This is a genomic window from Leptospira dzoumogneensis, assembly GCF_004770895.1.
GTDB lineage: Bacteria > Spirochaetota > Leptospiria > Leptospirales > Leptospiraceae > Leptospira_B > Leptospira_B dzoumogneensis.
In genome coordinates this window covers 517,610-543,055 of the sequence record NZ_RQHS01000018.1, presented here as the reverse complement: position 1 = coordinate 543,055, position 25,446 = coordinate 517,610, and the positions used below count along the sequence as shown (strand labels likewise).

At 42.1% G+C, this 25,446-nt stretch carries 27 protein-coding genes and 1 tRNA gene; 2 read left to right on the top strand and 26 right to left on the bottom strand.

Annotated features, from left to right (window positions below):
* Positions 1-315: 315 nt before the first annotated feature.
* Positions 316-391 (bottom strand) — tRNA-Asn (locus tag EHR06_RS13430).
* Between the two features lie 216 nt (positions 392-607).
* On the opposite strand from EHR06_RS13430, the gene EHR06_RS13425 reads away from it, so the two are divergent.
* Complete coding sequence (locus tag EHR06_RS13425; protein ID WP_135757460.1) at positions 608-4,204, top strand: vitamin B12-dependent ribonucleotide reductase; 3,597 nt, start codon at positions 608-610, stop codon at positions 4,202-4,204.
* Positions 4,205-4,361: 157 nt separating this feature from the next.
* Here EHR06_RS13425 and gspN read toward each other — a convergent pair whose 3' ends face one another.
* The 14 genes from gspN to EHR06_RS13355 form a co-directional block, all read right to left on the bottom strand.
* A complete protein-coding gene (gene gspN / locus EHR06_RS13420) occupies positions 4,362-5,309 on the bottom strand; it encodes a type II secretion system protein GspN (RefSeq protein WP_135757459.1) in 948 nt (315 codons plus the stop codon).
* Between the two features lies 1 nt (position 5,310).
* Positions 5,311-5,841, bottom strand: coding sequence for a hypothetical protein (locus EHR06_RS13415; protein WP_100724005.1), 531 nt, complete (start codon positions 5,839-5,841; stop codon positions 5,311-5,313).
* Positions 5,842-5,853: 12 nt separating this feature from the next.
* Complete coding sequence (locus EHR06_RS13410; protein ID WP_135757458.1) at positions 5,854-7,470, bottom strand: cell division FtsA domain-containing protein; 1,617 nt, start codon at positions 7,468-7,470, stop codon at positions 5,854-5,856.
* On the bottom strand, positions 7,470-8,600 hold the full coding sequence (locus tag EHR06_RS13405; RefSeq protein WP_135757457.1) for a type II secretion system minor pseudopilin: 1,131 nt from the start codon (positions 8,598-8,600) through the stop codon (positions 7,470-7,472). The genes EHR06_RS13410 and EHR06_RS13405 overlap by 1 nt, the downstream gene beginning before the upstream one ends.
* Positions 8,597-9,292, bottom strand: coding sequence for a type II secretion system protein GspJ (locus tag EHR06_RS13400; RefSeq protein ID WP_135757456.1), 696 nt, complete (start codon positions 9,290-9,292; stop codon positions 8,597-8,599). The genes EHR06_RS13405 and EHR06_RS13400 overlap by 4 nt, the downstream gene beginning before the upstream one ends.
* 1 nt (position 9,293) lies before the next feature.
* The gene (locus EHR06_RS13395) at positions 9,294-9,842 is read right to left on the bottom strand and encodes a prepilin-type cleavage/methylation domain-containing protein (protein ID WP_135757455.1); all 549 of its coding nucleotides are present in this window, start codon (positions 9,840-9,842) and stop codon (positions 9,294-9,296) included.
* Complete coding sequence (locus tag EHR06_RS13390; protein ID WP_135757454.1) at positions 9,823-10,392, bottom strand: type II secretion system protein; 570 nt, start codon at positions 10,390-10,392, stop codon at positions 9,823-9,825. The genes EHR06_RS13395 and EHR06_RS13390 overlap by 20 nt, the downstream gene beginning before the upstream one ends.
* 5 nt (positions 10,393-10,397) lie before the next feature.
* Positions 10,398-10,880 (bottom strand): type II secretion system protein GspG, encoded by a 483-nt coding sequence (locus EHR06_RS13385; RefSeq protein WP_135757453.1) that lies wholly within the window; start codon positions 10,878-10,880, stop codon positions 10,398-10,400.
* 23 nt (positions 10,881-10,903) lie between these two features.
* The gene (locus tag EHR06_RS13380; protein ID WP_135757452.1) at positions 10,904-12,130 is read right to left on the bottom strand and encodes a type II secretion system F family protein; all 1,227 of its coding nucleotides are present in this window, start codon (positions 12,128-12,130) and stop codon (positions 10,904-10,906) included.
* A gap of 11 nt (positions 12,131-12,141) precedes the next feature.
* A complete protein-coding gene (gene gspE / locus EHR06_RS13375; protein ID WP_135757451.1) occupies positions 12,142-13,815 on the bottom strand; it encodes a type II secretion system ATPase GspE in 1,674 nt (557 codons plus the stop codon).
* A gap of 4 nt (positions 13,816-13,819) precedes the next feature.
* Positions 13,820-15,610: a type II secretion system secretin GspD gene (gene gspD, locus EHR06_RS13370; protein ID WP_135757450.1), complete on the bottom strand. Its 1,791-nt coding sequence runs from the start codon at positions 15,608-15,610 to the stop codon at positions 13,820-13,822.
* A gap of 7 nt (positions 15,611-15,617) precedes the next feature.
* Positions 15,618-16,511, bottom strand: a complete 894-nt coding sequence (locus tag EHR06_RS13365; protein ID WP_135757449.1) for a general secretion pathway protein GspC — start codon at positions 16,509-16,511, stop codon at positions 15,618-15,620.
* Between the two features lie 87 nt (positions 16,512-16,598).
* Positions 16,599-17,612, bottom strand: coding sequence for a M23 family metallopeptidase (locus EHR06_RS13360; protein WP_425269499.1), 1,014 nt, complete (start codon positions 17,610-17,612; stop codon positions 16,599-16,601).
* Positions 17,581-17,955, bottom strand: coding sequence for a type II secretion system-associated lipoprotein (locus EHR06_RS13355; protein WP_135757448.1), 375 nt, complete (start codon positions 17,953-17,955; stop codon positions 17,581-17,583). Before EHR06_RS13355 ends, EHR06_RS13360 begins: the two co-directional genes overlap by 32 nt.
* A gap of 82 nt (positions 17,956-18,037) precedes the next feature.
* Between EHR06_RS13355 and EHR06_RS13350 the strand changes: the two genes are divergently transcribed.
* On the top strand, positions 18,038-19,573 hold the full coding sequence (locus EHR06_RS13350; protein ID WP_135757447.1) for a YifB family Mg chelatase-like AAA ATPase: 1,536 nt from the start codon (positions 18,038-18,040) through the stop codon (positions 19,571-19,573).
* Positions 19,574-19,603: 30 nt separating this feature from the next.
* On the opposite strand, the gene EHR06_RS13345 is transcribed toward EHR06_RS13350, so the two are convergent.
* The 11 genes from EHR06_RS13345 to rpsP all read right to left on the bottom strand — a co-directional run bounded on the left by EHR06_RS13345 (position 19,604) and on the right by rpsP (position 25,421).
* Positions 19,604-19,801, bottom strand: coding sequence for a hypothetical protein (locus EHR06_RS13345; protein WP_008590301.1), 198 nt, complete (start codon positions 19,799-19,801; stop codon positions 19,604-19,606).
* A gap of 94 nt (positions 19,802-19,895) precedes the next feature.
* Positions 19,896-20,255 (bottom strand): YraN family protein, encoded by a 360-nt coding sequence (locus EHR06_RS13340; RefSeq protein WP_135757446.1) that lies wholly within the window; start codon positions 20,253-20,255, stop codon positions 19,896-19,898.
* 69 nt (positions 20,256-20,324) lie between these two features.
* Positions 20,325-21,509: an HD-GYP domain-containing protein gene (locus EHR06_RS13335; protein ID WP_135757445.1), complete on the bottom strand. Its 1,185-nt coding sequence runs from the start codon at positions 21,507-21,509 to the stop codon at positions 20,325-20,327.
* Positions 21,506-21,784: an EscU/YscU/HrcU family type III secretion system export apparatus switch protein gene (locus EHR06_RS13330; RefSeq protein WP_208653427.1), complete on the bottom strand. Its 279-nt coding sequence runs from the start codon at positions 21,782-21,784 to the stop codon at positions 21,506-21,508. The genes EHR06_RS13335 and EHR06_RS13330 overlap by 4 nt, the downstream gene beginning before the upstream one ends.
* On the bottom strand, positions 21,772-22,578 hold the full coding sequence (locus tag EHR06_RS13325) for a hypothetical protein (protein WP_135757444.1): 807 nt from the start codon (positions 22,576-22,578) through the stop codon (positions 21,772-21,774). The genes EHR06_RS13330 and EHR06_RS13325 overlap by 13 nt, the downstream gene beginning before the upstream one ends.
* Entirely contained in the window at positions 22,547-23,239 is a 693-nt protein-coding gene (locus tag EHR06_RS13320) for a ribonuclease HII (RefSeq protein WP_135757512.1), read from the bottom strand. Before EHR06_RS13320 ends, EHR06_RS13325 begins: the two co-directional genes overlap by 32 nt.
* 85 nt (positions 23,240-23,324) lie before the next feature.
* Positions 23,325-23,759: a 50S ribosomal protein L19 gene (rplS, locus tag EHR06_RS13315; protein WP_135757443.1), complete on the bottom strand. Its 435-nt coding sequence runs from the start codon at positions 23,757-23,759 to the stop codon at positions 23,325-23,327.
* Positions 23,756-24,424, bottom strand: a complete 669-nt coding sequence (gene trmD, locus EHR06_RS13310) for a tRNA (guanosine(37)-N1)-methyltransferase TrmD (RefSeq protein ID WP_135757442.1) — start codon at positions 24,422-24,424, stop codon at positions 23,756-23,758. Before trmD ends, rplS begins: the two co-directional genes overlap by 4 nt.
* Positions 24,414-24,932 (bottom strand): ribosome maturation factor RimM, encoded by a 519-nt coding sequence (gene rimM / locus EHR06_RS13305; protein ID WP_135757441.1) that lies wholly within the window; start codon positions 24,930-24,932, stop codon positions 24,414-24,416. Before rimM ends, trmD begins: the two co-directional genes overlap by 11 nt.
* Positions 24,925-25,155, bottom strand: a complete 231-nt coding sequence (locus EHR06_RS13300) for a KH domain-containing protein (protein WP_100705842.1) — start codon at positions 25,153-25,155, stop codon at positions 24,925-24,927. Before EHR06_RS13300 ends, rimM begins: the two co-directional genes overlap by 8 nt.
* On the bottom strand, positions 25,155-25,421 hold the full coding sequence (gene rpsP / locus EHR06_RS13295) for a 30S ribosomal protein S16 (RefSeq protein WP_135757440.1): 267 nt from the start codon (positions 25,419-25,421) through the stop codon (positions 25,155-25,157). The genes EHR06_RS13300 and rpsP overlap by 1 nt, the downstream gene beginning before the upstream one ends.
* Positions 25,422-25,446 lie beyond the last annotated feature (25 nt).

Here is a 25,446-nt window from a genome sequence, read left to right as displayed (position 1 = left end):
GAGAACACGGAGCACACAGAGTTTTCTTTTACACGATTTATAGACTTCTTCTCCGCGACTTTGGGCCTCTGCGTGCAAATTTGTAGCTATTTCAATTTTTGACTCACGCAGAGACGCGAAGCCGCAGAGAGAGTTTGGAAATCATGTAAGAAGCCTCTGCGTGAGTGCTCCTGTCCCCTTCCCCTTCCTATTTAGATTTTTCTAAAAATAACGAGAATTCTATTAAAAAGACTAAACAAATGTGGATCTACGGGGTCTATTAATAAGATCGTAAATATACCGAAATTTGGTAAGATTGGAAGGAAAGGAAAAGATTGGCTCCCCCTGCAGGGCTCGAACCTGCGACCCAGTGATTAACAGTCACTTGCTCTACCGACTGAGCTAAAGGGGAGTGTCTGGTAGCAGAATCCAGTTTTTAGAAATGAGGCAGGCTGGCAATGAAAAATCTTCGAGACATAGGTATTTTCTGATCGGATCTACATACAATTTTCCGGCGAAAACCGAACAGCTTTTGGAAAAAGTACTATGGGAAAATTTGAAAGCTATAGTAGCGTGACATAATCCAAAAACGCACTATATTTTGCCGGAGTTTCATAAGGAGAATGCTATGAAGCTAAATAAACATTTCACTTCACCCGAGAAGGGATTTTCTAAGGACCTAAACTGGGTTAAGAGGAATTCTAAGATCTCTAACCCTGACGGATCCGTTGTTTTCGAAGCTAAGGACATTCTTGTTCCAGACCAGTGGTCTCAAGTTGCAGTAGATATTCTTGCCCAGAAGTATTTCAGACGCAAAGGAGTGCCAAAATACTTAAAAAAAGTAGATGAAAAAGGCATTCCAGAATGGTTACAGCGCTCTGAACCGGACACTGAAAAACTTTCTTCTTTAAAAGCGGAAGATCGTTTTGGTGGAGAGGCTTCTGCACAGGAAGTTTTCCATCGTTTAGCGGGCTGCTGGACCTATTGGGGATATAAATACGGTTATTTTTCAGACGAAGAAAGTGCTAAAACTTTCTATGAAGAAGTCTCTTTCATGCTGGCTTCTCAAATGGCGGCTCCTAACTCCCCTCAATGGTTCAATACTGGATTACATTGGGCGTACGGGATCGACGGTAAGTCCCAAGGACATTTTTATGTGGATCCTACCAGTGGAAAATTGGTAAAATCTTCTTCCGCATATGAACATCCACAACCTCATGCATGTTTTATCCAAAGTGTGGATGATGATTTAGTGAATGAAGGTGGTATCATGGATCTTTGGGTCCGTGAGGCTCGCCTATTCAAATACGGTTCCGGAACCGGAACCAACTTCTCCAACCTGAGGGCGGAAAACGAATCCCTTTCCGGTGGTGGAAAAAGTTCCGGTTTAATGAGTTTCTTGAAGATCGGAGACCGTGCTGCAGGCGCGATCAAATCCGGTGGAACCACTCGTCGTGCTGCTAAAATGGTATGTTTGGATGTAGATCATCCGGATATAGATCGTTTCGTAGATTGGAAAGTAGAAGAAGAGAAAAAAGTAGCTTCTCTTGTGACCGGATCCATTCTGAACAACAGACATCTAAATGCGATCATGAAAGCTTGTTACGAGATGGAGGGAGAGGATCGTTTCGAACCTAAAAAGAACTCCGCTCTTAAAAGGGCGATCGTAGAAGCTAAGAAAGTTTTAATCCCTGATAATTATATCAAGAGAGTGATCGATCTTGCGAGACAAGGTTATAAAGAACTTATTTTCGAAGAATTGACCACCGACTGGCAATCAGAAGCATATAATACTGTTTCCGGACAGAACAGCAATAACTCGGTTCGTCTTCCGAATGAGTTCATGAATGCTGTAGAACAAGATCTTCCTTGGCATTTATATAATAGAACCGAAAAAGAAAAAGCTCTCAAAGAAAAAAGGGCCGCTAAACCTGCAAAAACCATCAGAGCAAGAGATCTTTGGGACAGAATTTCTTTTGCAGCTTGGTCTTCTGCGGACCCTGGAACTCAGTATCATACTACCATCAATGAATGGCATACTTGTCCTGAAGACGGAAACATCAATGCTTCCAACCCATGTTCAGAGTATATGTTCTTGGACAATACTGCATGTAACCTGGCTTCTGCGAACTTACAGAAATTTGTAGATCCTGAAACTCTGGTTTTTGATGTAGAAAGTTTCCGTTATCTTTGCCGTCTCTGGACAATCATCCTTGAGATCTCTGTGACTATGGCTCAATTCCCTTCCAGAGAGATCGCAGAACTTTCTTATAAGTTCAGAACTCTTGGATTAGGATATGCAAACCTTGGTTCTGCATTGATGATCATGGGAATTCCTTATGATTCTAAAGAAGCAATGGCGATCACCGGTGCAATCACTTCCGTTATGCATATGACTGCTTATGCTACTTCTGCGGAAATGTCGAAGGAACTCGGACCATTCCCTGGTTATGAGAAGAACAAAAAGCATATGCTTAGAGTTCTAAGAAACCATAAGAGAGCGGCCTATAATGTTCCTTCCGAAGATTACGAAGGTCTGACTATCACTCCTGTAGGAATTGATCCTGCATACTGCCCTTCTTACCTTTTAAAAGCTGCTCAGGAAGATTCTGACAAAGCGGTTTCTTTGGGAGAAGCTCACGGATATAGAAACGCACAAGTTACAGTGATTGCTCCTACCGGGACCATCGGTCTTGTAATGGATTGTGATACTACCGGTATCGAGCCTGATTTCGCGTTAGTGAAATTCAAAAAATTAGCGGGTGGCGGTTATTTTAAAATTATCAACCAATCCGTTCCTTTGGCTCTTCGCAAATTGGGATACTCCCCGTCCGAGATTGAATCTATCGTAAACTATTGTAAGGGACATGCTACCTTAAACGGAGCTCCTGTAATCAATACCCAAAGCCTGAAAGAGAAAGGTTTCACGAATGAGATCTTGGAAAAAGTAGAATCTTCTCTTCCTTACGCGTTCGATATCAATTTTGCATTCAATAAGTTCAACTTAGGTGAGAATTTCTTACAAAAGAACCTTGGTATTGCAAAAGAAACTTACGATTCTTTCACATTCAATCTTCTCGAGCATTTAGGTTTCTCTAAAGATGAGATCAATAAAGCAAACGATTATGTTTGTGGAACAATGACCATCGAGAACGCTCCTTACTTAAAAGAGAAAGATTATCCTGTATTCGATTGTGCGAACAAGTGCGGTAAATACGGAAAACGTTATCTTTCCTATGAGTCCCATATCCGCACTATGGCTGCTGCTCAGCCTTTTATCAGCGGTGCGATCTCCAAGACGATCAACCTTCCGGAAGATGCAACGATCGAAGATATTAAAAACGCTTACTATATCTCTTGGAAGATGATGGTAAAAGCGAATGCTCTGTACCGCGACGGATCTAAACTTTCTCAACCTTTGAACTCTGTTCTCGAACTTCTAAACGGAATCGAGTTAGAGGAACAAGAAGAGATCGCAGAAGCTGCAGTTGCTAAAGATCCTTCTCAGTTTGCGGAAAAGATCGTTTATAAGTATATCTCTCATAGACGTAAACTTCCTAACAGAAGAGCCGGTTATACTCAAAAAGCGGTCGTTGGCGGTCACAAAGTTTATTTAAGAACCGGTGAATACGAAGACGGACAACTCGGAGAGATCTTCGTGGATATGCACAAAGAAGGCGCAGCATTCAGAAGTTTGATGAATGCATTCGCGATTTCAGTATCTTTAGGTCTACAACATGGGGTTCCATTAGAAGAGTTTGTGGACGCATTCACATTCTTCAAATTCGAGCCGAATGGTATCGTAACCGGAAACAAACATATCAAAATGAGTACTTCCGTAATCGATTTCATCTTCAGAGAATTGGCAATCACCTACCTCGGAAGATATGATCTTGGTCAAGTAGCACCGGAAGATCTTAGAGGAGACGAGATCGGATCCAGAAAATCTTCTGAGTCCATCCAGCCTAAGGCGCCTGTTTCGCAACCTACAGCTTCTGCGGTAGTGGAAACTGCTCCTGCTTCCGAGCCGGAAACAATTTCCTATTCTCAGATGATGATCAAGGAGAAGCCTACTTCAGGGATTGCTCTTATGGAAGAGATCAAAATGGCAAGGATCAAAGGTTATACTGGAGATTCCTGTACAGAATGTGGATCTTTCGAGATGGTAAGAAACGGTTCTTGTTTGAAATGTATGTCCTGCGGGGCGACTACTGGATGCTCTTGATCTAATAGACCAAGAGTTCTCTCGGATAATAAAAAACCTCAGGTGTTTTACATCTGAGGTTTTTTTATGCCTTAGATCCCTACCCCCTACTCTTGCGGATTTTGGCGGAATTGGCTTGGCCTGAGAAAAATTTAGAAATTTCTAAAATGTATATTCTTTAAGGAGCTGGGCTACCAGGTAAACCTGCCGGAGCGTTTAAGCCTGGGATCTTAAATTCAGGTCTTTGGAAAGTTCCGGTGATCGGGATACATTTTCCACTTCCGCCCTTTTCTAAAAGATCCAATGCACCTACAATGATCTGGTTTTCTGCAGCAGAGGCAAAATTTCTTTCTAACTCGAAACAAACTCTTAAGTTCAATTGAGAACTGGGAAGTGAATCCGAAAGTCTCAAGTTTCCGTGAAGATCCAATCTTGCAACGGATGTATCTATGATAAATTCTTCGAACTCTACCATTCCTTGGTCGATTCTGGAAGTGATGAGTATCTTATTGATGAAAAAGTTCTCTATTTTTCCTATAAAAGGAATTTCAGGAAGGTTCGGAAAGGATCCGAATTTTCCTTCCGGCATTTTGAGGGAGAATGCTCCGCCGAATCTGCTGGCCGGGACCGACAAAGAATCCAACTGTAAGTGGCCTTCTAACTCCCCTATGTTTCCAAGGGTTTGGCCGTCGTAGTCTAGTTCCAATTCTTCAATTTCGAAATCTCCGTTTACTTTTTTTCTTAATAAGGAAAAAAGTCCTGCCTTGATCTGAGCATCCTTAGACCTGATCTTAAATGTTTGGCCCATGATCTCCATTGATTTTACGGAAACTTTTCCGAGCAGAACTGAAACTGATAATTCGTTAAAAAATACGCTGCTTGGTTGTCCGGAGGAAGACATGAATTGTCGGACTATATTTTCGTAAGGGAATAATAGGATCAAAAATAGAAGGAAGGAACTGGTCCCGCTTCCGATCAATATGAGTTTTTGTTTGAGAGAGAATCTAGGAGTATCTTCCTCTTCTTCCGGAGGTAGCTCCTCCAATTCCATCGTGAGAAATTCTTCTTCTTCGTTGGAGATTAGTTCTTCCTCTTCTTCTATTTCTATCTTTTTTGCGCGAGCCATCTTATTTTCCGGGAGCGACACTATAGGCCGCAATTTTCATGTTCACGTCGTAGGTATTTTTGTCTTGGTAAGGTTTATTGGTTTGGAAATATTCCACTCTTGCATTTACCTTATTGCCCTTATCTATATCATATAATACGGACATAACGTTTTCCAGAGGAACACCTCTTAAATTCACCTCGAAAACGATTACCTGGTATTTTCCTTTGTCGATCGCTTTTGCAGGGATAGGCCTCATTGTGGAAATTCTATCCTTTACTCCATTATCTGAAAAGATCCTTTCCAGCTTTGCCGCAAACGCACTCTGATCGTTCTCGCCCGTGTTCACATTCTCCAGGGATCTGAAAAATAAATAATCTGAGATCGTTTTGTCCAATTGTGCAACGAGTCCAGGTGTATTATTTACCGTTTCGGAAAGATCGGTTCTGAGCCTGTAAATTTTACGGACTACCAAGAATATCAGCAGGACCAAAATAAGTCCCGCAGCGATGACTAATAAAAGTTTTTCCCTAGGTTGTAATTTTTGCCACATAGACGATCCCTCTTAATCGTTTTCTTCGATTTTAGAGGTCACCTCCATTTTGATCACAAAGGAGACTTTAAATGTTTTGAGTCCGAAGTTTGGACGGTTACTATCTAATTTTACGTTTTTGAACATGGGAGAACGGGCCAAAGAGTCCTGCACTTTTCCGATTTCCGAGATCTCGTTTACTGCACCTTGGATGGATACTGAACCATTATCATAAGTGATACTTTGGAATAAGAAAGGTTGCATTCCCGGATCAGGAAACTTTAAAGAAATTTCATGTAGTACGTCTAATACACTTGGCTTGGAAAGATACTTTCTATAAAGTTCCGTTTTTCTTTCCGCACCGTCTCTTAAACTTTTTGCGAATTCTATAGGATCTCTATTAGAAGGAACGCTTGAGCCGGTGCTGGATTTTACTTTTTCAGCTAGGATCTTATTGGCAGCGGCAAGTTTTCTTTTATCGGATATAATTCCTAAGAAAAATACTCCTATCAAAAGTACAAAAGAAACGGAACTTAAAATAATATGAGGTTTGAATATACTTATATCAAATAAATTCTTGTTTAACCTTTTTACGTAAGGAGTTTCTAAAAAATCTATTTTGGCTTTTTTAGATTGGATCAGATGGTAAGCCATCCCATAGCAGGTAGCGAATCTATCGGGATCTGCGCTTAAGAAATCATATCTTCTGGCTTGGATCCCAAGATTTTCTCCTAAAAAGGATTCCAGATCTCTGACCTTACTTCCTTCTCCCGAAAGATAAACGGCTTCCGGCCTTTCCGTTTCTTCTAAGGAAAGGAAACTTCTGCGGACTTCTTCGCTTAAGGATGTGAAAAATTCCTGAGCAATGGTGAATGCTTTTTTAATATCTGCAATTTTGAGTTTGTATTCTTTTGCAAATAAGTTCAGACCATCTTCCGGAGTATGGAATGGTTCGAATTGGATACTTGTTTTTAAGGCTTCTGCCTTATCTTTAGGGATCTTTAATGCTTTTGAAATTTCTTCCGTTAGTGTATCTCCACCCACGGAAAGAAAACGTGTATGTGCGATCTTTCCGTCTTTAGTCACGTTCAGGATAGATTTTTTGCCGCCAATATCTAGCTGAGCAACATTTGCGAATTGTATCTCTTTATGTAAATGTTTGGAAATAACTGAACCCAAACATACCGAGTCCACGAAGATCCCGCGAAATACAAGACTGGATTCCAGAAAAGGAGAGGCTAATGTATCGAACTCCGAATGATGAGAAGTGTAAGTGATTACATCCGACTTTTCCTGATCGATTCTCCAAACGGAACCTAATACTTCTACGGTTTCCATAGGAAAAGGCACCCTGCTTTCTATCTCGAAAGGGATTACTTCTCGTACTGCTTTTTCCGTAGTTAATGGAATGGAGATCTCTCTTACAAAAAGTTTGTCTAGAGAAAGTGAAAGTACGATCGCATGTTCTTCCGCAAAATAGGTATTTATGAAACGAAGTACATTCGTCTCATACTCCCTTTCTTCCATTCTGGAGATGGGCATGGTCTCTGCTCTAAGAAGGGTCAGGTTCCCAGCCACTCTTTGGAACAGTACACCTTTTACGGAATTTGTACCGTAATCTACGGTTAAAAACTTTTCGTATAAGAACATTAATCTTCTCTATAATATAGCATCAGGTTATTGGTCAGGTCAAAAATTCCGGTGATCCTACGTACAATCTTAGGTCCTTTCATAACATCGGAACTTTTTTTACTATTATAGTTTCTTTCTACTTCCCCGACCGCGCTGATCCGAAATATTTCGCCCTTTGTTTTGATCCTTCCGCCGGAAACGTCGGTTCCTTCTCCTGCTAATTCTTTGTAGAGGGAAAGTCCGCCCACGGAAGGTACCTGGAATTCTGGGATGGTTTCCAGATCCTTAATTTCCTTCAGGTAACCGCCCTTTTTGATCTTCATTTTCATGATCTGAAGAACTGATTGGCGGTTCATAAAATCGGATAGAGACATTAAAACGAAGTACGGTGCGGCGTTCAAGTTGATTCTATCGTCGTAGTTTCTCTGGAATGGAACAAATGCGGTCAGATTATTTGCCAATACGAAATCGGACTCCCCAATCAGGCTTTTTTCTTCGTCGGACATAAAGTCCTTGGAATACTTTTGTTCATAGTCGGGAGGTTTTTGGGAGCCGTACACTATTTTAGGATCGAAACCTTTCACAGAGGTAAGCTCTGAAAGAGAATACATATACGCGTTCTTGATCTTTCTAGGCGGGGTTAGTTTTTCATAATATGAAATTTCGAAATTCCCCTGGCTATCGTCGTCCAACCAATCCACCACAGGATTGAAAAGGTCCTTCTTCATTCCCAAACGTTCCAAAAGTCTTTGGGCCATTTCTTGGTTTCTTAAATTCAGCTCTTTTGTGTCTGCATTGAAGATAGAATTCAAATTAATTTTTCCATCTTCTCCCTGGATCTTATAATAGATCCATCCTCCTCCCATTGGAACTGGAGGTGGGTTTAGGCCTATCCCTGATTGGTACAGTTGTTCTTCCGGGATTTTTCTGAGCGCCGCCAATGCTCCTTGGAAACCGGCCTTTGCTAAAAGAGAAGCCTTGAAGCCGGACATTTCTCCTTGGGAGATTTTATATTCTGCCATGGATCTTTCCGCAAAATCCAAGGTGGTGGTTAGAGCAGCTACACCTATTCCTCCGACTAGGAGCATTACGATCGCTCCTCTTCTTCTGGAAAATCTTCTGCCTTTTAGACCAAGACCCGAATTCATTTCAGAAGCATCCCTGGGAATGCAAGAGTTTCAAAACGTCTTTCCTTATTTCCCATATTCGCGATGATCTCTATTCGGATAAGACGAGGGATACTTTTTCTTTGGAAGGAATCCCATTCTTCTTCCCATTCTTTTCCTGTTTTGGAAAATTTAAAAGAGAGAGATTTTACATTATCCAGCAGCTCGTATTCTTGTCCGCCTACGAATGGATAACGATCCACGATCTCATCTTCTCTTCTCATTAATTTATAATAATCGGTTCCGTCTTTTTGTTTTAGATAATATTCCACTTCTCTTACTTCCGGAAGTGCGACTTCTTCGGAGTTAGGATGAACAGCCGCAAATACTATAAAATGATCTTTAGTACTTTCGCCTGGGTGCCTCGGTCCATCTTCCGATTTGCGTCCCTTTCTACTTACAAAGACCAGGTTTTTTTCCGTTTGGAAATAGAATGCCATGGTCAGAGTGCTTCTAATATTTTCGATAACAGAGATCGCTTTTTCTCTATCCACACCTTCTGCGCCTGAAGTTGGACGAGTGACTTTTAAAATAGTAGCATAAGTCCCGAATACCATCCCGAGTAGAACGCCCAATAAGGCTGCGACGATGGTTAATTCGATCAGTGTAAATCCTGACCTTCTTCTTTTGCGAAGAAACTTAATAGATCTTGAATGTAGTGAAGAAGGTCCCAATTCAGTTCATCCTCGCCTTATAGGTCTCGATCGTGTACTGTTCTTTTACCGGAATTCCTTGGTTGTCTCTTCCGCCCGTAGGATATTCTATCGTTACATAAATATGGAATACTGCGATAAGTCCGCCGGTCGCGGAGCCTTGGTTATTACCTGTTCTTTTTGCGATGAGTTGGTTCATGCTGGAGTTTGTGCCGCCGAGCAGATCCTCCGGTGTTTTGCCGCTGTCTTTTCCCGCCATTTTTAGAAGATCTAAATTCTCTTCTTTGATGATTGTTGTAAATCTCCAGTCTTGGTAGCCTGGAATATCTCCCGAACTAGTGTCCGCTTGTAGAATGGTGGCAGAATCTATCTGAGCCATTTTAATTTTTGCGAGGTGGGTTGCTTCTATCTGAAGAGCCGCCACTTTTTTCAGTCTGATTCCTTCTGAAACCACCATGAGTACGTAGAGAAGCCAACCCGCGGCGAGTGCGAACGCCAAGGTCATTTCTAAAATTGTAAAACCTTGTCTCTTCTTAAGCGGGTTTTTTCTTTTAAAACTTACTCGTGCCATATTGCTCGCTGCGTTTGTACTCTTCCAATTGTTCCTTGGAAACGGTCACCTCTCCGTCTTCTATTTCGGATTTTCCGCCATAACGTTTTATGATGAGTGTTCTTGTGATCTCAGGATCAGGACCTAAATGGATATAAAAATCTTCGGCCACTGCCATCGGAGAGAATGGAATTCGGACCTTTCCCGTATTATATCTATAACCTCTTCCATCCATCACATCTACGATCGCAGATGAGCTTGGGAGTTCTCTGTCTTGGAATACCGGAACTTCTTTTAGACCGGTCTCATCCCTTTCCATGTCTATGATCGTATAAGTTTCAGTATCCACATTCAACTGAAGATAAACCGTTCTCTGGTTGATCTTTGCCCTGCGAAAGCAGAAGTTCACAACGTCATGCAATAACATCGCTTCTTCTTGGGCGCCTGGTGTGAGTAAATTAACTAAGGAAGGAAGCACAAGAGCGAACATCACACCAATCAGGAATACTGCGACTCCCAATTCGATCAATGTGAAGCCGGAACGGATCCGGCCTTTCGCTCTTGGGCCCATAGGGTTTATTTTTTAGCGCCGGATGCAGAAGTAAATTGAGGAGGATATTGCTCTTCTTTAGTGATATCGAAGTCCGAATTCAAACCTTCTCCACCTTCTGTTTTATCCTGACCAAAAGTGATGATCTGGATCTCACCCGCTCCATCATATCTGAGTTTGTATGGGTTTTTCCAAGGGTCGTTAATAGAATCCTTGCTGCTTACCATTGGGATCCAGGTCTCAGGAATTTCTCCGGTAGTTGGTCTTTCCACTAACGCGTCTAAACCCTGCTCTTCGCTAGGATAACTTCCGAATTTGGAAGCGTATCTTTCCAAATGTAATCTAAGTTCTTGTTTGTCTTTTTTGATCTTCATCTTCGCGGTTTCGATGCTCACTCCACCAAAATCCACGCTGACAAGAATGATAGTCATCAAAGCACCTAAAATGGCGACAACGATCGCTAATTCGATAAGAGTGAATCCTTTTCTCCGTTTGTTTCCCGTTTTCAAAGTCGGTTCTCCTATTTCTATTGTTATATACCTTGCAAGTTTTGGGTCAAGCTGAACATCGGAACGATGATCGCCGCCATAATGATACCGATCGCAAAACCCATAAAAACAAGCATTAACGGCTCGATTGCTTGGGTCGCATTTTTTAAAGCGGAATCCACTTCTTGGTCGTAGATCTCCGCGAGTTTATTCAACATCTCAGGGACCCTGTCAGAAACTTCTCCGGCAGACATCATACCTAAGACTAATTGTGGTAATATCTCTGACCCAGTGAACGCTGCCGAAAGTTTCTCTCCTTCTCGAATTCTATCGCAAGCATTTCGAATTTCTTGTCCGAAAACGGAATGATCAACGATCTGTTCTACAATTTGGAGAGAAATGATCAATGGCACTCTATTTGTAAGAAGTATTCCTAGGTTTCTGGCAAAATTGGATATAAGTACTTTTTTATTAAGTGTTCGGATGATCGGGATCTTAAGAACGAACTTCTCCCATTTTTCCTTACCTTCCGGAGTGGATTTATAAAAGAAGAAGCCCACAACTCCTGCACCAATCATAGGGAAGATCAAGAACCAATAACCTGTTAGAAGTCTGGAACTTCCGATCACGATCCGAGTGATCACTGGAAGAGTTGCATTAAATTCCACGAATAAATGTTCGATCTGGGGAACAACCGTGGTGAGTAGAAATATGATCACGATCTGTAAAAGGCAGAAAATAATTCCTGGATAAACAAGTGCAGTGGTGACCTTACCTTTTAGCTGCAGGTTTTTTTCTTCCATCTCAGCAAGACGCATGAGTGCTGTTTCGTAATCACCTGTCCTTTCTCCTACGGAAACAAGAGAAGGATACTGATTTGGAAATATATCCGGATGTTTTCTCATCGAATCGGATAGAGAACTTCCTTCCGTTATATCCGCCTGCATTGCGATCACTACTTTACGAAATACTTCATGATCCGTTTGTTCAATAATACTGGAGAGTGATTTGTCTAAGGGAATTCCCGCACCTAGTAAAGTTCCAAGTTGTCTGGAAAAAAGACCTATGATCTTTTTAGGAACTCGATAGAGAAGTTTCGCTAGGAATGGAAAAAGTTCTCTGTCCTTTCTTTCCGCGTCTTCGGAAATCTGGCGAACGTAAAAACCTTTGGATTTAAGTTTAGCCCTTGCGGATTGGATATTGGGGGCGTCTATGATCCCCTTCTCTTCCTTTCCTTTTTTGTTAAACGCGGTATAAGTAAAAAGTGCCATGGAAGGAAAACTTAAGTAACCCTTAGAACTTCATCCGGGGTGGTGACTCCATCCAATACTTTTCGGATACCATAATCTCTCATTGTGGCAAACCCATTTTCTAAGGCGATATCATTGATACTATTCGTATCCGATCCGGCTAAGATCGCATTTTTGATCGGAGTATTGATGATCAGAAGTTCGTAAACTCCTGTTCTTCCTTTAAATCCGGTATTCATACAATGAGAACAACCTTTTCCCTTGTATAAAACTCCACCTTTCAGATCCTTCTTTGCAATTCCGATGGATTCCAATTCCTGAGGAGTCGGTTTATAAGAAGTTTTACATTCTTTGCATATAGTTCTAACAAGTCGCTGGGCCATAAATCCAAGCACCGTAGAAGTGATCAGATAAGGTTCAATTCCCATATCCACAAGTCTTGTAGCGGCGGAAGCGGCATCATTCGTGTGCAAAGTGGAGAACACTAAGTGACCCGTTAAGGAAGCTTGGATGGCGATCCTTGCAGTTTCCTCGTCCCGGATCTCCCCCACCATGATCACGTCCGGGTCCTGACGTAAAATAGCTCTTAGTCCGGTTGCGAATGTGAGCCCGATCTTCTCCTGCATTTGCATTTGGGAAACGCCATCTATCTGATATTCCACCGGGTCTTCGCAGGTGATGATATTTCTTTCTTCCGTATTCAACTCTGTGAGAGCCGAGTATAATGTGGTGGATTTTCCGGATCCGGTAGGACCTGTTACTAAGATAATACCGTGAGGTTCGTAGATAAGAGTTCTGAGTGTTTTAACAAGATCCGGATAAAATCCCATCGTCTCCAGTGAATATTTCTGGTCGGTCTTATTCAAGAGACGCATAACGATACGTTCTCCGAACTGACAAGGAATTGTGGAAACCCGGATATCCACATCCTTTCCTGCAAGCCTAAGTTTGATCCTACCGTCTTGGGGTAATCTGTTCTCCGCAATGTTCAGGTTGGACATGATCTTAATACGAGAAGTGATCCCCGCATGATAAGATTTAGGTGGAGTTAATACATTGTGAAGAATACCGTCTATCCTGTATCGGACCACTAGGCTTTTTTCGTAAGGTTCTACGTGAATATCCGAAGCTCTCTCATTTACCGCTTGAGAAAGTATCACGTTCACCATCTTGATGATCGGAGCATCGTCGGAAAGATCGATTGTCTCGTTATCGAAACCTTCTGCAAGTTCCGAGAAGCTGCCTTCCATTTCGTTCAACATATCTTTCGCCGCGGCTGAAGTGTTGTCGAACTGGGAATGAATGAGTCTCATCACTTCCGGTTCAGGTGCGAGTATGAATTCTATTTTAAATTCTTTTAATGCAGAACGAACGTCGTCCATCGGGTGAAGATCGGTAGGATCAGACACCGCAATTTTAACGTTTTTCTTATTTAGTTCGAAAGGAACTATTTTACTCTTTTGGATGAGTTTGAGAGGGATACGGTCGTAAACTTCTTCCATTCCCTTGAAATCCAGTTTTTCCCTGAATTCCATTTTGTATAAACGGGCCATCGCCTTGAGAACGTCTACTTCTCCTGCGATCCCTTTTTTCTGAAGAATATGTCCTAGGGGTAAATGATTCTTTTTTTGTAGTTTAAGAGAGTCTTCTAGATCCTTGGCGGATATGACCCCGTCTTCTACGAGAATATCACCTAGAGTTTTCACTGTATTATTCTCCGCGTTCCTTGATGGTGGCTTCCTTATTTAGAACCCTTTCCCTTTCAATTTCATATCTTTCTTGCTGTAACTTCTTCTTAACAGTCATCTTATCAGCAAGTTCGCGATTATCCAAGATATGTGGAGTGATAAAAACCATCAAATTGGTCTTTTTTAACTGCTCGGTAGTTCTACGGAAGATCCAACCTAAATAAGGAATATCTCCTAATAACGGGATCTTGATCAGACGTTTTTGTTTGTCATTGGAGATCAAACCCCCGATCACAATGGTTTGTCTATTGTCGATGGTGATAGTAGTCTTCACTTCTCTTCTGTTGAAGGTTGGGTTACCGCCCGCAAGTGCGATGGAGGCGATGTTTTTGATCTCTTGTAAAAGATCTAAAGTGATCCTGTTATTCTTATTCACGTGAGGAGTGAATTTTAATTTAATACCTGTTGGACGATATTCGTAGTTATCCACCGTAACTGCGTTTGCACCGCCCAAACCAGCGTTACGGCTTTGGGTCCTAACTGGAACGTCTTGTCCTACGTTGATCTCCGCTTCTTGATTATCCAAAGTGAGAACTTGAGGAGCGGATAATACGTTGAAGTTCTCATTTCCTTGATTCGCACTTAAGATACCTAAGATCTGTTGCGCACCAGCTTGTACGAAACCAAGAGAGAATCCGGATAAAGTGTTCAAGTTTGGATTGATCCTACCACTTGAGTTGATGATATTTCCTTCTTTAGCTAACCCTGAGTTGAACTGGCTATAAGGACCCTGTCCTTGGAATCTCCAGTCGATACCGAAGTCATTCGTATCCGTGGAAGAAAGTTCCACGATCAATACTTCTAGTAGGACTTGTTTTCTGGCGGAATCTAGAACTCTGATAATTTTACGGATCTCATTCCATTCCGCTTCAGTCGCGGTTACGATCACTGAGTTGGATTCTTTATGAGCGACTGCCTTGATCTTTTCCACCTTAGGAGCAGGAGGAGGTGGCGCGCCTGGTGCTCCGCTTGGAAGAGGTAAGTCCCCTACTACCGGATTATCCAACTTGATCAGAGTGGCCGCGATCTTCTCCGCTTCACTAAATTCTAATGTATAAATATGAACATCACCCGCAGAAGCGACCGCCCCAGGTGTAGTCTCATCCGGTCTTACATCCAACTCATTCACTAAAGTGAGAAGTTTATTGATGTCCGCAGTGGAACCGGAAAGTACGATCGTATTCGTATTTCTATAAACGATAATATCGGTATTAGGAGAAGTTAATCTTTTTAAGATAGGTTCCAATTCTTCCGGTTTTACATTTTCTACCGGAATGATCTGGGTGATAATACGATTATCTAACGCTTCCGTTTCCGGGATAGGCTCCTTGCCCACTCTTACATAAGGAGATCTGGCAAGTGCATCCTTTAATTTTACGATAGTGATCAGATCCACTTCTTCTACGATTGCGAACCCCATGGATTCCAAAACCGCCTTCATGAATGGAAATGCGTTTTTGATCGGGATCTCTTTTTGAGAGATGATCGTGATCTTCTTACCTTTTAAACTCTCATCTAAAAGGATGTTTTTCTTTAGGATTGCGCTCATCCCTTTTAGAAAATCATTCAGTTCCGTATCTCTCCAGTTTGCATAAAAGGTCTTTTCCTTTGTATCTTCCGCTGTTGGAGTGGTCGTACTTCTTTTACTTCCTTTTTTGCCCTGAGACATTAAACTCTCGTTCACCGAAAGAAGAAGTAAAAACGCAAATGCTGCGTTTCTCAAATATCTGGATCGTAAATCTGTTTTGCGCATTTAATCTCTAATTCCGGATGATGAATTCATAGGACAATACTTTGCCCATTCTCTCTACGTCTACGGATACTTTATCGGCCGTTTTTAGGGAATTCCATATCTCCATCATTTTCACCGTATCGTTTAAGGGCATTCCGTTTACCCGTCGCACCACGTCTCCGGTCCTAGCTCCCAAAGAGTAAAAAATATGATCGCTGCCTATGCTGTAAATTTTGTAACCGGCGATCGTGTTATTTTCCAAATAAGGACCGAATTTTCCCTTATAAAGTTCGGCTACGTTAGCTAATTTTCTATTCACATCCTGTCTGGACAGAATTTTACGAACTGTATCGGCTGCAGGTGGTCCTCCTGGGACATCTGCCTGGGCTCCTAATTTGGCCCTAGCTTCTCCAGGTGTTTGGCCTATCTCCACTTTGAGGGATTGGCCTCCTTTTTCCAGGACCACATGGTTGAGAAGAATGGACTTTACCTTGTATCCTCCAACCGCTTCTCCCATCGCGAATTCTTCCGCGTTTTGTTTCCCTTTTTCTAAAATAGTAACTCTGGCGAAACTCCAGTGACCGCTTAAGGTTCCGGTGACTCTCATTTCTTCGCCTTCTCCGGTATCCGGAGGACCTTCCGGAGTGCCGTCCGCACCTAAGGCAGTTTCCCCCGGAGGTGGAGCTAAACTTCCCCTAAATAAAGAACCTGTTACCATTTCCTTGGACATTTCGATTGTGATCGAATTTTCCGCGACCGGTCTTCTGGGAGCCGAAGTAGAGGAACCTGTTTGCACATTCGGGGTCAGAAAAAGCAGAAGTATCCCTCTACAAAGATATGCTAAAGAGAAGGAGAAAAATATCACGACTGGGATCAGAACATAGAATGTATGTTTTCTGAATTCGATAAAAATTGCGTTCATTGCGCCCTTCGGATATTCTCAAGGAATCATTCTAAAAAAGCCGGATCCAAATAGAATGGTCCCGGCTTTTAAAAAGATGATCAGTAATTAAAGTTTCGCTACTTTGCCTGGGTCCAGGTTAGTAACAATTTTTAAGGTTTTCCTAAGTGCCACCTCAGGATTGATCCTTTTTCCGTTATAGAACACCTCGAAATGGAGATGGGAACCTGTGGCGGAGCCTGTACGACCTACGGCACCTATGACCGTGCCGGCTTTCACTTTCGTTCCCTCTTCCACTGTAATTTTAGCGCAATGCGCATACATGGTTCTATAACCGTTTGGATGATCTATGATGACTGAGTTTCCGTAACCGCCGTTTACTCCGGCAAAACTTACCACTCCATCAGCGGAAGCAAGTATTGGTGCTCCTTGAGGGCCAGCCATATCTATTCCGGTATGATAACCTCCTCCACCTGTATGGAATGGATCTTTTCTTTTACCGTATCTGGAAGAAAATCTAGCGCCTAAAACAGGAGTGATGAATACTCTTTTGTATTCTATCTTTTGGCGGGAAGCATTTCCTACTTTCACAGGAACACTTAAGCTTTGTCCTACTTTTAGAACGGAACCTTTATTTAAACCGTTTGCTTCCGAGATTTTAGCGGCAGTGGTCTTTAAGGATTTTGCGATCCTGAATAAAGTATCCTTAGGTTTTACGATATAGGATTTTATAATAAAGCCGCTTTGGCTGACGATTTTGGAAGAAACGATCGGATTGATACTGATAAAAGAAGGAAGTTCCAGATTGGATTTATCTTTATGATAGCTAAGAGAAGAATATTTGTCTTCTTCCCATTCTTCCGGGGATTGGGAGAATAATTGTTTGATCTTACGTTCTTCTTTATCCGTAAAGAAGGAAGAATCCTTATTCGCGTAATCGTTGATCGCGTTTTCGTAATTCTTGAGTGGATCGGCCGATAAAGCAGAACTAAGCATGGCGGATATAATGGGAAGGCAAAGAATCGTCCGTTTCACATATTTAATATCGGCCGCATCGGGATGCCTTCTTGAACCTAGGGGGGAACGACGGCTACTTTTTCTTTTTATATTCCGTGAGCTCATTTGCAACGATCTTATCCAAATCCTCTATACTGATGGTCTTTTTCTCTAAATCATCGTTCACCTGATAAGCAATCAGCCTGCCGATAGCATGTTCCCTTTTCTGGTCAGCGGGGAAACATTTCACTTTAATCAGGGAAGGAGTCGATTCGACATAGATTCGGACCAACATTCCCTTCTTAAAAGTTTCGGTCATAGAGACTTTTGTGTCTTTTTTGAGGCTGTATATCTTATCTTGGTAATGTTCGTTGATCTCGAATAACTTCTCTTTTTTGATCAGCCTGGTCCCGCACTGTATGGTAAATAGAGCCAGTAAAAAAGCGAAGAATCTCACCATTTCATGCATAACTTACTGAAGGTCCGGAAGTGATAAACTAGTTTTTAGAAAAAAAGCGCGAGCCCTGAATTTTTCCGCACCTGTCCCGGTTATGGAGACATGTAAACTGACCAAATTTCTGGGGGCTTCCCTGGAGGGAATCCTTCCCTTTCCGGTATCCGTAGAGATCAATATAAAAAGAGGGATCCCAAGATTCCAGATCACTGGGCTTCCTAGTCCTTCTATCAAAGAATCCTCGGACAGGATAAGGATCGCGATAGAGAACAGTGGGTTTGAATATTCTCTCCAGAATATCCTAGTCCATCTAGCTCCTGCAGGCAGAAAAAAAGAAGGTACATACTTAGATCTTCCGATTGCAGCTGGGATTTTATACTTAACGGAACAATTACCTCCTTCTGAAAAACTAGAACAGTTTCTTTTTTTGGGAGAACTAGGACTGGACGGTTCTGTAAAACCTCTGAAAGGAATTCTACCTATACTTTCCGAATTAAAAAATCTAGGTTTTACGGTGGCAGTTGTTCCTTTTGGAAATCGGCAGGAAGCATCCCTACTCGGAAAATTTCCGGTCTATTCAATCTCTCATCTAAAAGATTTAGTCTCTTTAGCTAAGGGAGAAATTAAGCCTGAACCTAAAGGTGAGATAAGGATCAGATCGGAGGTTCTCGCCTGGAAATCTGAATTCCATAAAAGCCAATTGCCTGCGATCCGAGCAATTCAGATCGCGAGTGCAGGATCTCACCATTGTTTGTTGTCGGGCCCACCGGGTGCTGGAAAAACAATGCTCGCGAAATTGGCTCACGGATTTCTTCCCAGGATCAATGAGAAAGAAGGAATAGAATTATTAGGAATACGTTCTTTACAAGGGATACTTTCAGACACGGAAGTAGAAAGACCTTTTAGGAGTCCACACCACACTAGCTCCGATATCTCACTCGTCGGAGGTTCGAGCAGCTTAAGAATGGGAGAAGTTTCACTAGCCGGTAATGGAATACTATTCTTAGATGAACTCTCAGAGTTCCATTCTCGTAATCTACAAGCTCTACGAGAACCGATGGAAGAAGGTAAAATTACAATCTCCCGGATCAGCGGTTCAATCACCTACCCCGCTTCCTTTTTATTCATTGGAGCCACCAATCCTTGTCCTTGCGGATATTACCAAACTTTAATAAAGGAATGTACTTGTACTGTTGCAAGTATACGGAATTATCAGTCCCCTTTCACCGGACCATTTTTGGATCGGATCGAAATATTCTATCACCTAGGTTTTTCAGGAAGTACAGATGGGGAGAAGGTTTCCATCAATTTAAAATCAATCCGAGACTCCATCCAATCCGCTGCAGATATGCAATACCGAAGATTATTCAGAGAAACAGGAAAACTATATAACGGAAGATTAAGAGGAGAAGAAGTAGAAAGAATGATCCCACTTTCCAAGGAATGTGAAGTATACTTTTGGAAAGCTGTTCACAAACAAAAGTTCAGCATTCGTAAGGTAGCTCATTTTAGAAAGTTGGCGAGAACGATTGCGGATCTGGAAGGTTCTGAGGATATTCTTTTGAGGAATATGGAGGAGGCCCTTGTTTTCCTGAATTCCGGATGGTCTCCGGAAAACAGGGCCGTAACCTAACTTGTTCTTTCGACGGTTTTATTTTTGTGGTTACTTTGACAGGAAATGCGAGAGTTCCATAGCGATCTTATCGATTGCGAAATCAATGTAGTTTTCGTCCTCGATCTTCTTCTTATAGTCCTCGAATTTCCGCTTCTTGATTGGAACTCCTCGTTTTCTCAGAATCACTGGGTCCGGTCCGAACGGGTCGGACCCGGCCAAGTTGCCGAGAATTTGGATGCTTTTCATAGTTACTTCCTTGTAACGATTTAAGGTCCTCATCCTTGAGAACCCGCAGACAATTCGAAAATCGACTCGTTTTTCAAATCGCTTAACGATTGTTTTAGAATAGATCAAGATAATATTTCAGTTCCCTTTTTTCGGTAATTAAGGCCAGGGAGAAGGAGACAAAATGATCTCTAAACGAAACGTTTCTGCTCAAATAATATTGAGCTGCCGTTTTCATTCTACGGATCTTGACTTGCGTGAATATTTCCAAGGGGTGAAGAGGAGAAGTTTTAGCCCAGTACTTGACTTCCGTAAAATACAGGACGTTTTCTTTCTCGCTGATTATGTCGATTTCTCCCCTTCTGATCCTGAAATTCCTTTCTAAGATCAGATGGCCCTTCCCGCGAAGAAGTTCCGCGGCAATATTTTCTCCTTCTTTTCCCTTTAGAATATTTCGTTTGGAGCCAGGTCCCATACAGAGACCTGTTTCGGAAAAGAAGAATAGAGTGAATATTTTGGATCTAAAAGTATAGATCCGAAAAAATTAAGAATTTGCGGTGGCTTCCTGAAGATCGAGTGCCTTGACGATGAACAGATGATTTTCTTTCACCAGATCCACTAATACCAAGTTTCTCACAAAAGTCCCATATTCGTCTTTTATAATACGGATAGAAGGTCTTAAAGGTTTGTCCGCGTTTGCAGCAAGAACGATCCCTACTCTTTTGTCCGAAAGTTCCACACAAGAACCCACAGGATATAAGGAGACTTGGTTTAAGAAAGTCCTTACGATTTTCAGGTCGAACTTGCCAACATCCATGCTGATCATGGACTTGATCGCTTCGTGAGGAAGAACTCTCTGTCTATGAGGTCTGTTTGTGATAAGTGCTGAAAAATTATCCGCGATCGCATAGATCCTAGCGTTCTCTTCGATTGCAGTGGCTGCGATCTTTTGGGGATAACCTTTTCCATCAAAACGTTCATGGTGTTGTAAGGCTACAACCGCCAAACTATTCTTAATTTTGACTCTTTGGGTCAGTACCTGATAACCTATGATCGTATGTTTTAAGATAGATTTGTATTCTTCGTCGGTGAGCTGGTCCGTTTTTTCGGAGATGGTTGCAGGAACCTTGGTCATTCCCACATCTGCAACCAAACAAGAGATTGCCAAATCCACCATTTTAGGACGGGAGAAGTCCAAAAGTTTTCCTATGATGAGAGCATAGAATGTGGAAGTAGTGATCTGGTTGTACAAATAATACCCTGGGTTATTCATTCCAAGTATGAGATAAGAAAGATTATTATGAGTTCTTACAAAGTCAGAAAGTGCTTCTCCTTGTTCTCTCACCGGACCAAAATCGAATACCTTATCGTCCGCAACTTTTCTATAAACGTCTTGTACTAATGCGAAAGTGTTTTTGTATAGATTGGAAAATTGTACCTTAATACGGTTCAGGTTATCGTAGATACCCTTCAAAGGAAGAAGGTCCTCGTCTACGATCGTGGAGATGATAAAATCCTCTAATTGGGTTTCCAATCTTTCAGGATCCACATCTATGACTAGGATATCTCCGTGAGTTAATACCTCGGTGATGCCGAATCTTTTCAAACGTTCCAGATCCGAATCAGTGATCGGAGTATTGGAAGTGATGAACAGATTTTCTTTGTCCAGATATACGGGCTTTGTAAATCTCATACCCGGCTTTAATTCGGACACGTTCAATTTTTTCATTTTTCAAATTCCCTTGTTGCTTCCGCTTTTTGGCTGAGTACGAAAGCAAAAACACCCGCAACCGCTCTGTATAAATTTTCCGGAATTTCTTGTCCTACCGGTATCGGAGAAAGTGCCTCGGCCAAAGGAGCATCCTCCACTATAGGAACTCCGTGTCTCTTAGCCACACCCTTGATCTTTTCACCTAATAGACCTTCTCCCTTGGCTAGGATCTTAGGGCCTTTATTCTCGTCCGGTGTAAACTTTAGGGCGATTCCGAATTTCACGCAGTCCATTCCCTTCTCTGTAAAGAGGGCTTATATTGTATCCTGAGTTCCTGGAATCTAACTCCCGATTCTTCCAAGAACTGCATAAATTTTTTACGATTCCGACCTATATGCAAGTACAATTTAGAACTAGTATAAATAGCGGTTAGAATCAGGTCCGCCGCATCTTCTTTTTTCCAATGGAACCTGTATAGACTCGGACCGTCCTCTTTGGTTTCCATAAAGAGCACAAATATACGACCCGGATCGGTTCCACCCAAATATCCTTCTGCGTTTCCTCCCTCCCATTCCCACTCGAAATAGGGAGTCTCCGATTTCCATTCGAAATGAGGAAAATAACTTTTTAAGAATGCCAGAATACTGTCTTCGGAGATGGGACCTTCTTCTTTATGTAGTACCTTCTCCAAAATACCTGTAAGTCCTTTTTCCAATGGGGAAAATATTTTGGAATCGTCCGTTTCTAACGTTAGTTTCCTTTCCTGTATTTTCCATTCCGAGTTATTACCGTTTAAAGTTCTGGATAAAAGTAACTGCTCTCCGCTGAGAAGACTTGTTTTAGTCTCGGCTTCTAAGGTCTCTCCTTTCCAGACAAGTTTCGCCTTTCCGTCTTTGGTACCTTCTTTCACCCAAACACGAAAGAAAGGTGCATCTTTGGACTCTCCTTCGAAAGTTTCCGGGTTGAGGATCTTGGTAGAGGAATTGATTACTAAGGAGATTTGATGGGATTCAGGGACTCTGTCCGTTTTTCGGACCTGAGGATTTTGGTTTCTATCAATCGGATTGGGAGGAGGAATCGGAAGCATGGAATTTTTTAGTGAAAGATCTTCTGTGGATTCTCGCTAGTCCCAGATTCCGGATTGCTTCCTCATGTCCTGCACTTCCGTATCCTTTATGCCCTTCGAATCCATACCCGGGAAACTTGGAGGCAATCGCTTTCATAAAACGATCCCGTTTTACTTTTGCGATAATGGATGCGGCCGCTATACTCGCGATCCTGGAATCCCCTTTTTTATAATAATAAGACTGGCGTTTTACCTCTTCCGATTCCTTGTATTTGGAAAAATTATAGTTTCCGTCTATTAAGAGCAGTAATTTTCTTCCGTTACTTTCTATCGGAGTTTGGGAAGCCTTTCTATAACATTTCAGTATACCTTCTAATACTGCTCTGTTGATCCCGTAACGATCTATATAGGTATGGGATAAGAATGCATGTGCAATTTTGTGGGCAGTTTCCTGTATTTCTTGAAACAAAGATTCACGTTTTGATTCGGTGAGTTTTTTGGAATCGTTCAGTCCTTTTAAGATCTGACCCGTGTAGATCTTTTCCAAGACTTCAGGTGTGAAGGAGACAAATCCTACTGAAAGCGGACCCGCATAAGGACCTCTTCCTGCTTCGTCTATCCCGCAAGGAAGATGATCTGGAAAAAATTTCAATTCTTCCGGTTCAAAATTTGCGAGAGGCATCGGTTTTAAGAAAGAAAGTAAAAAGAAGATATTAGAAAGGAAGGAATGAAAGTTGCGGCAGATCCGCCGCAACTAGAGAAGGTTCTTATTCTGCAGCAGCAGTTTCTGCGGAGGAAGCAGCAGCTTTTGCTTCTTCTGCGGTTTGGCGTTTTCTGTCTTCTGCCACCAGAATTTTTCCGCCTTTCAACTCGCGAATACGAGCGGATTTTCCGGAACGTTCTCTTAAGAAGAACAGTTTAGAACGACGAACCTTACCTTTACGTACTAGTTCAATTTTAGCGATACGAGGAGAATAAAGCGGGAATACTCTCTCAACACCTACATCGTAAGAGATCCTACGAACTGTGAAGGATTTTCCGTTTCCGCCATTGGAGATGGAAATCACAACTCCTTCGTAAACCTGGACCCTTTCCTTACCGGATTCTTGGATTTTATAATGGACCTTTACAGTATCCCCAACATTGAAGTTTAGGGTACGATTTGCTTCTGTAGGAAGTCCTGCTTTTATAAGTTCTTTCATAAATTCCTCGTAATATCAGGGTCGACTTTCTTTCGATTGGCATTGCGCCAAGATTCGATCGCCGCGTGGTTTCCGCCCAAGAGAATTTCAGGAACCTTCCAGCCATTGTACTCGGAAGGTTTCGTATATTGTGGATATTCTAAAACATCCCTTTCGTTATGAGATTCTTCTTCCAGGCTCTCTCGGTCGCCTAAAAAGCCGGGCAAAAGCCTGGACACAGCATCCGTAATACAGAGGCTAGCCAAATCTCCGGCTGAAATTACATAATTTCCAAGGGACAGTTCTATGTCAACAAGATGCTCTGTTACCCTGTGATCCACTCCTTCATAATATCCTGATATAAGAGTGATCGGTTTTTCTAGCTTGGAAAGTTTCTCTGCAACGTTCTGATCGAATGGAATTCCGGAAGGTGTAGTTAAAATTACGAGCCCTCTATCTTCTCCCAATGACTTTAAGGCCAGATCGATTGGCTCTACTTTTAAGAGCATTCCCGGACCTCCACCATAAGGTGTGTCGTCTACCTTTAGATGTTTATTATTGGAGAAGTCCCTGAGATGAACAATATTAACGGAGAATACACCCTTTTGGATCGCCTTCTCCTGTAGCCCTTCCGAAAAGTAAGCCTGGACTTTGGCGGGGAATAAGGTAATAAAATTAAATTTCATTCCAATCCTCAGGGCTTATTAAAACGATCTTACCTTCTTCTAAGAGTACTTTTCCTACATGTTTTTCCACATAAGGAACTAAGACCTCGGACTCTTCTGTCTGAAAGACCAGGATAGAATGTGCCGGATTTTCTAGAATGTCCACCAATTCCCAGCCAAGTTCTTTTCCATCTTCTGAGATCGCTTTCAGACCTTTTAACTCGAATAGATAATATTCTTCGTTTTTGGATTTGGGAAAATGAGAACGATCTATATACAATTTTCCGCCAGTTAAGGAAGAGGCTTCCTCCGGAGAATTGATCCCTTCTAACTGTAAAAGTATCTTTCCGGATTGTATAGTGGATTTAAGGATCTTAACAGAAACAGGTTCTCTAGAGGAAAATTCTAGAGTTGCTTGGAGTGGAAATTTAAGTCCCGGGACAGAACTATCCTCTGCAACCAGTCGGACAAAACCCTTCAGTCCGAAGGGTTTTCCTAAATGTCCGGTTAGGATTCGAGTCTCAGTCAATAATTTCTAAGGAGAAATTTTTTCCGGCTTTGATGGATGCTGCGGTTAAGATCGCTCTTAAGGACTTTGCGATCCTACCATTTTTGCCGATCACTTTCCCCACATCCTTCGGGGAAACCCGGAGTTCTAGGACGGTTTGTTCGTCGCCCTCGATTTCACGAACTGAAATCTCCTCCGGATGATCTACTAGAGAAGTAACGATATAGCGGATCAGCTCTTCCATTACTTCTTCAGGGATTGTTTATATTCCGCCCAGATTCCCTCGTGTTTAATGAGGTTCAGAACGGTTCCGGTAGGTTGAGCACCTTTGTTGAGCCAGCCTAAAATTTTGTCTTTATCCAGAACGGTCCCACTTTTCACCTCTGCTGGGTGATAGTGACCGAGGATATCGATAAATTTACCGTCTCTAGGGGAACGGCTGTCTGCAGCCACTACCCGGTAGTGAGGGTTGTTTTTGGCTCCGGTTCTTTGTAGTCTGATCTTAACCAAAGTAAAATTCCTTCGAATAAATAAG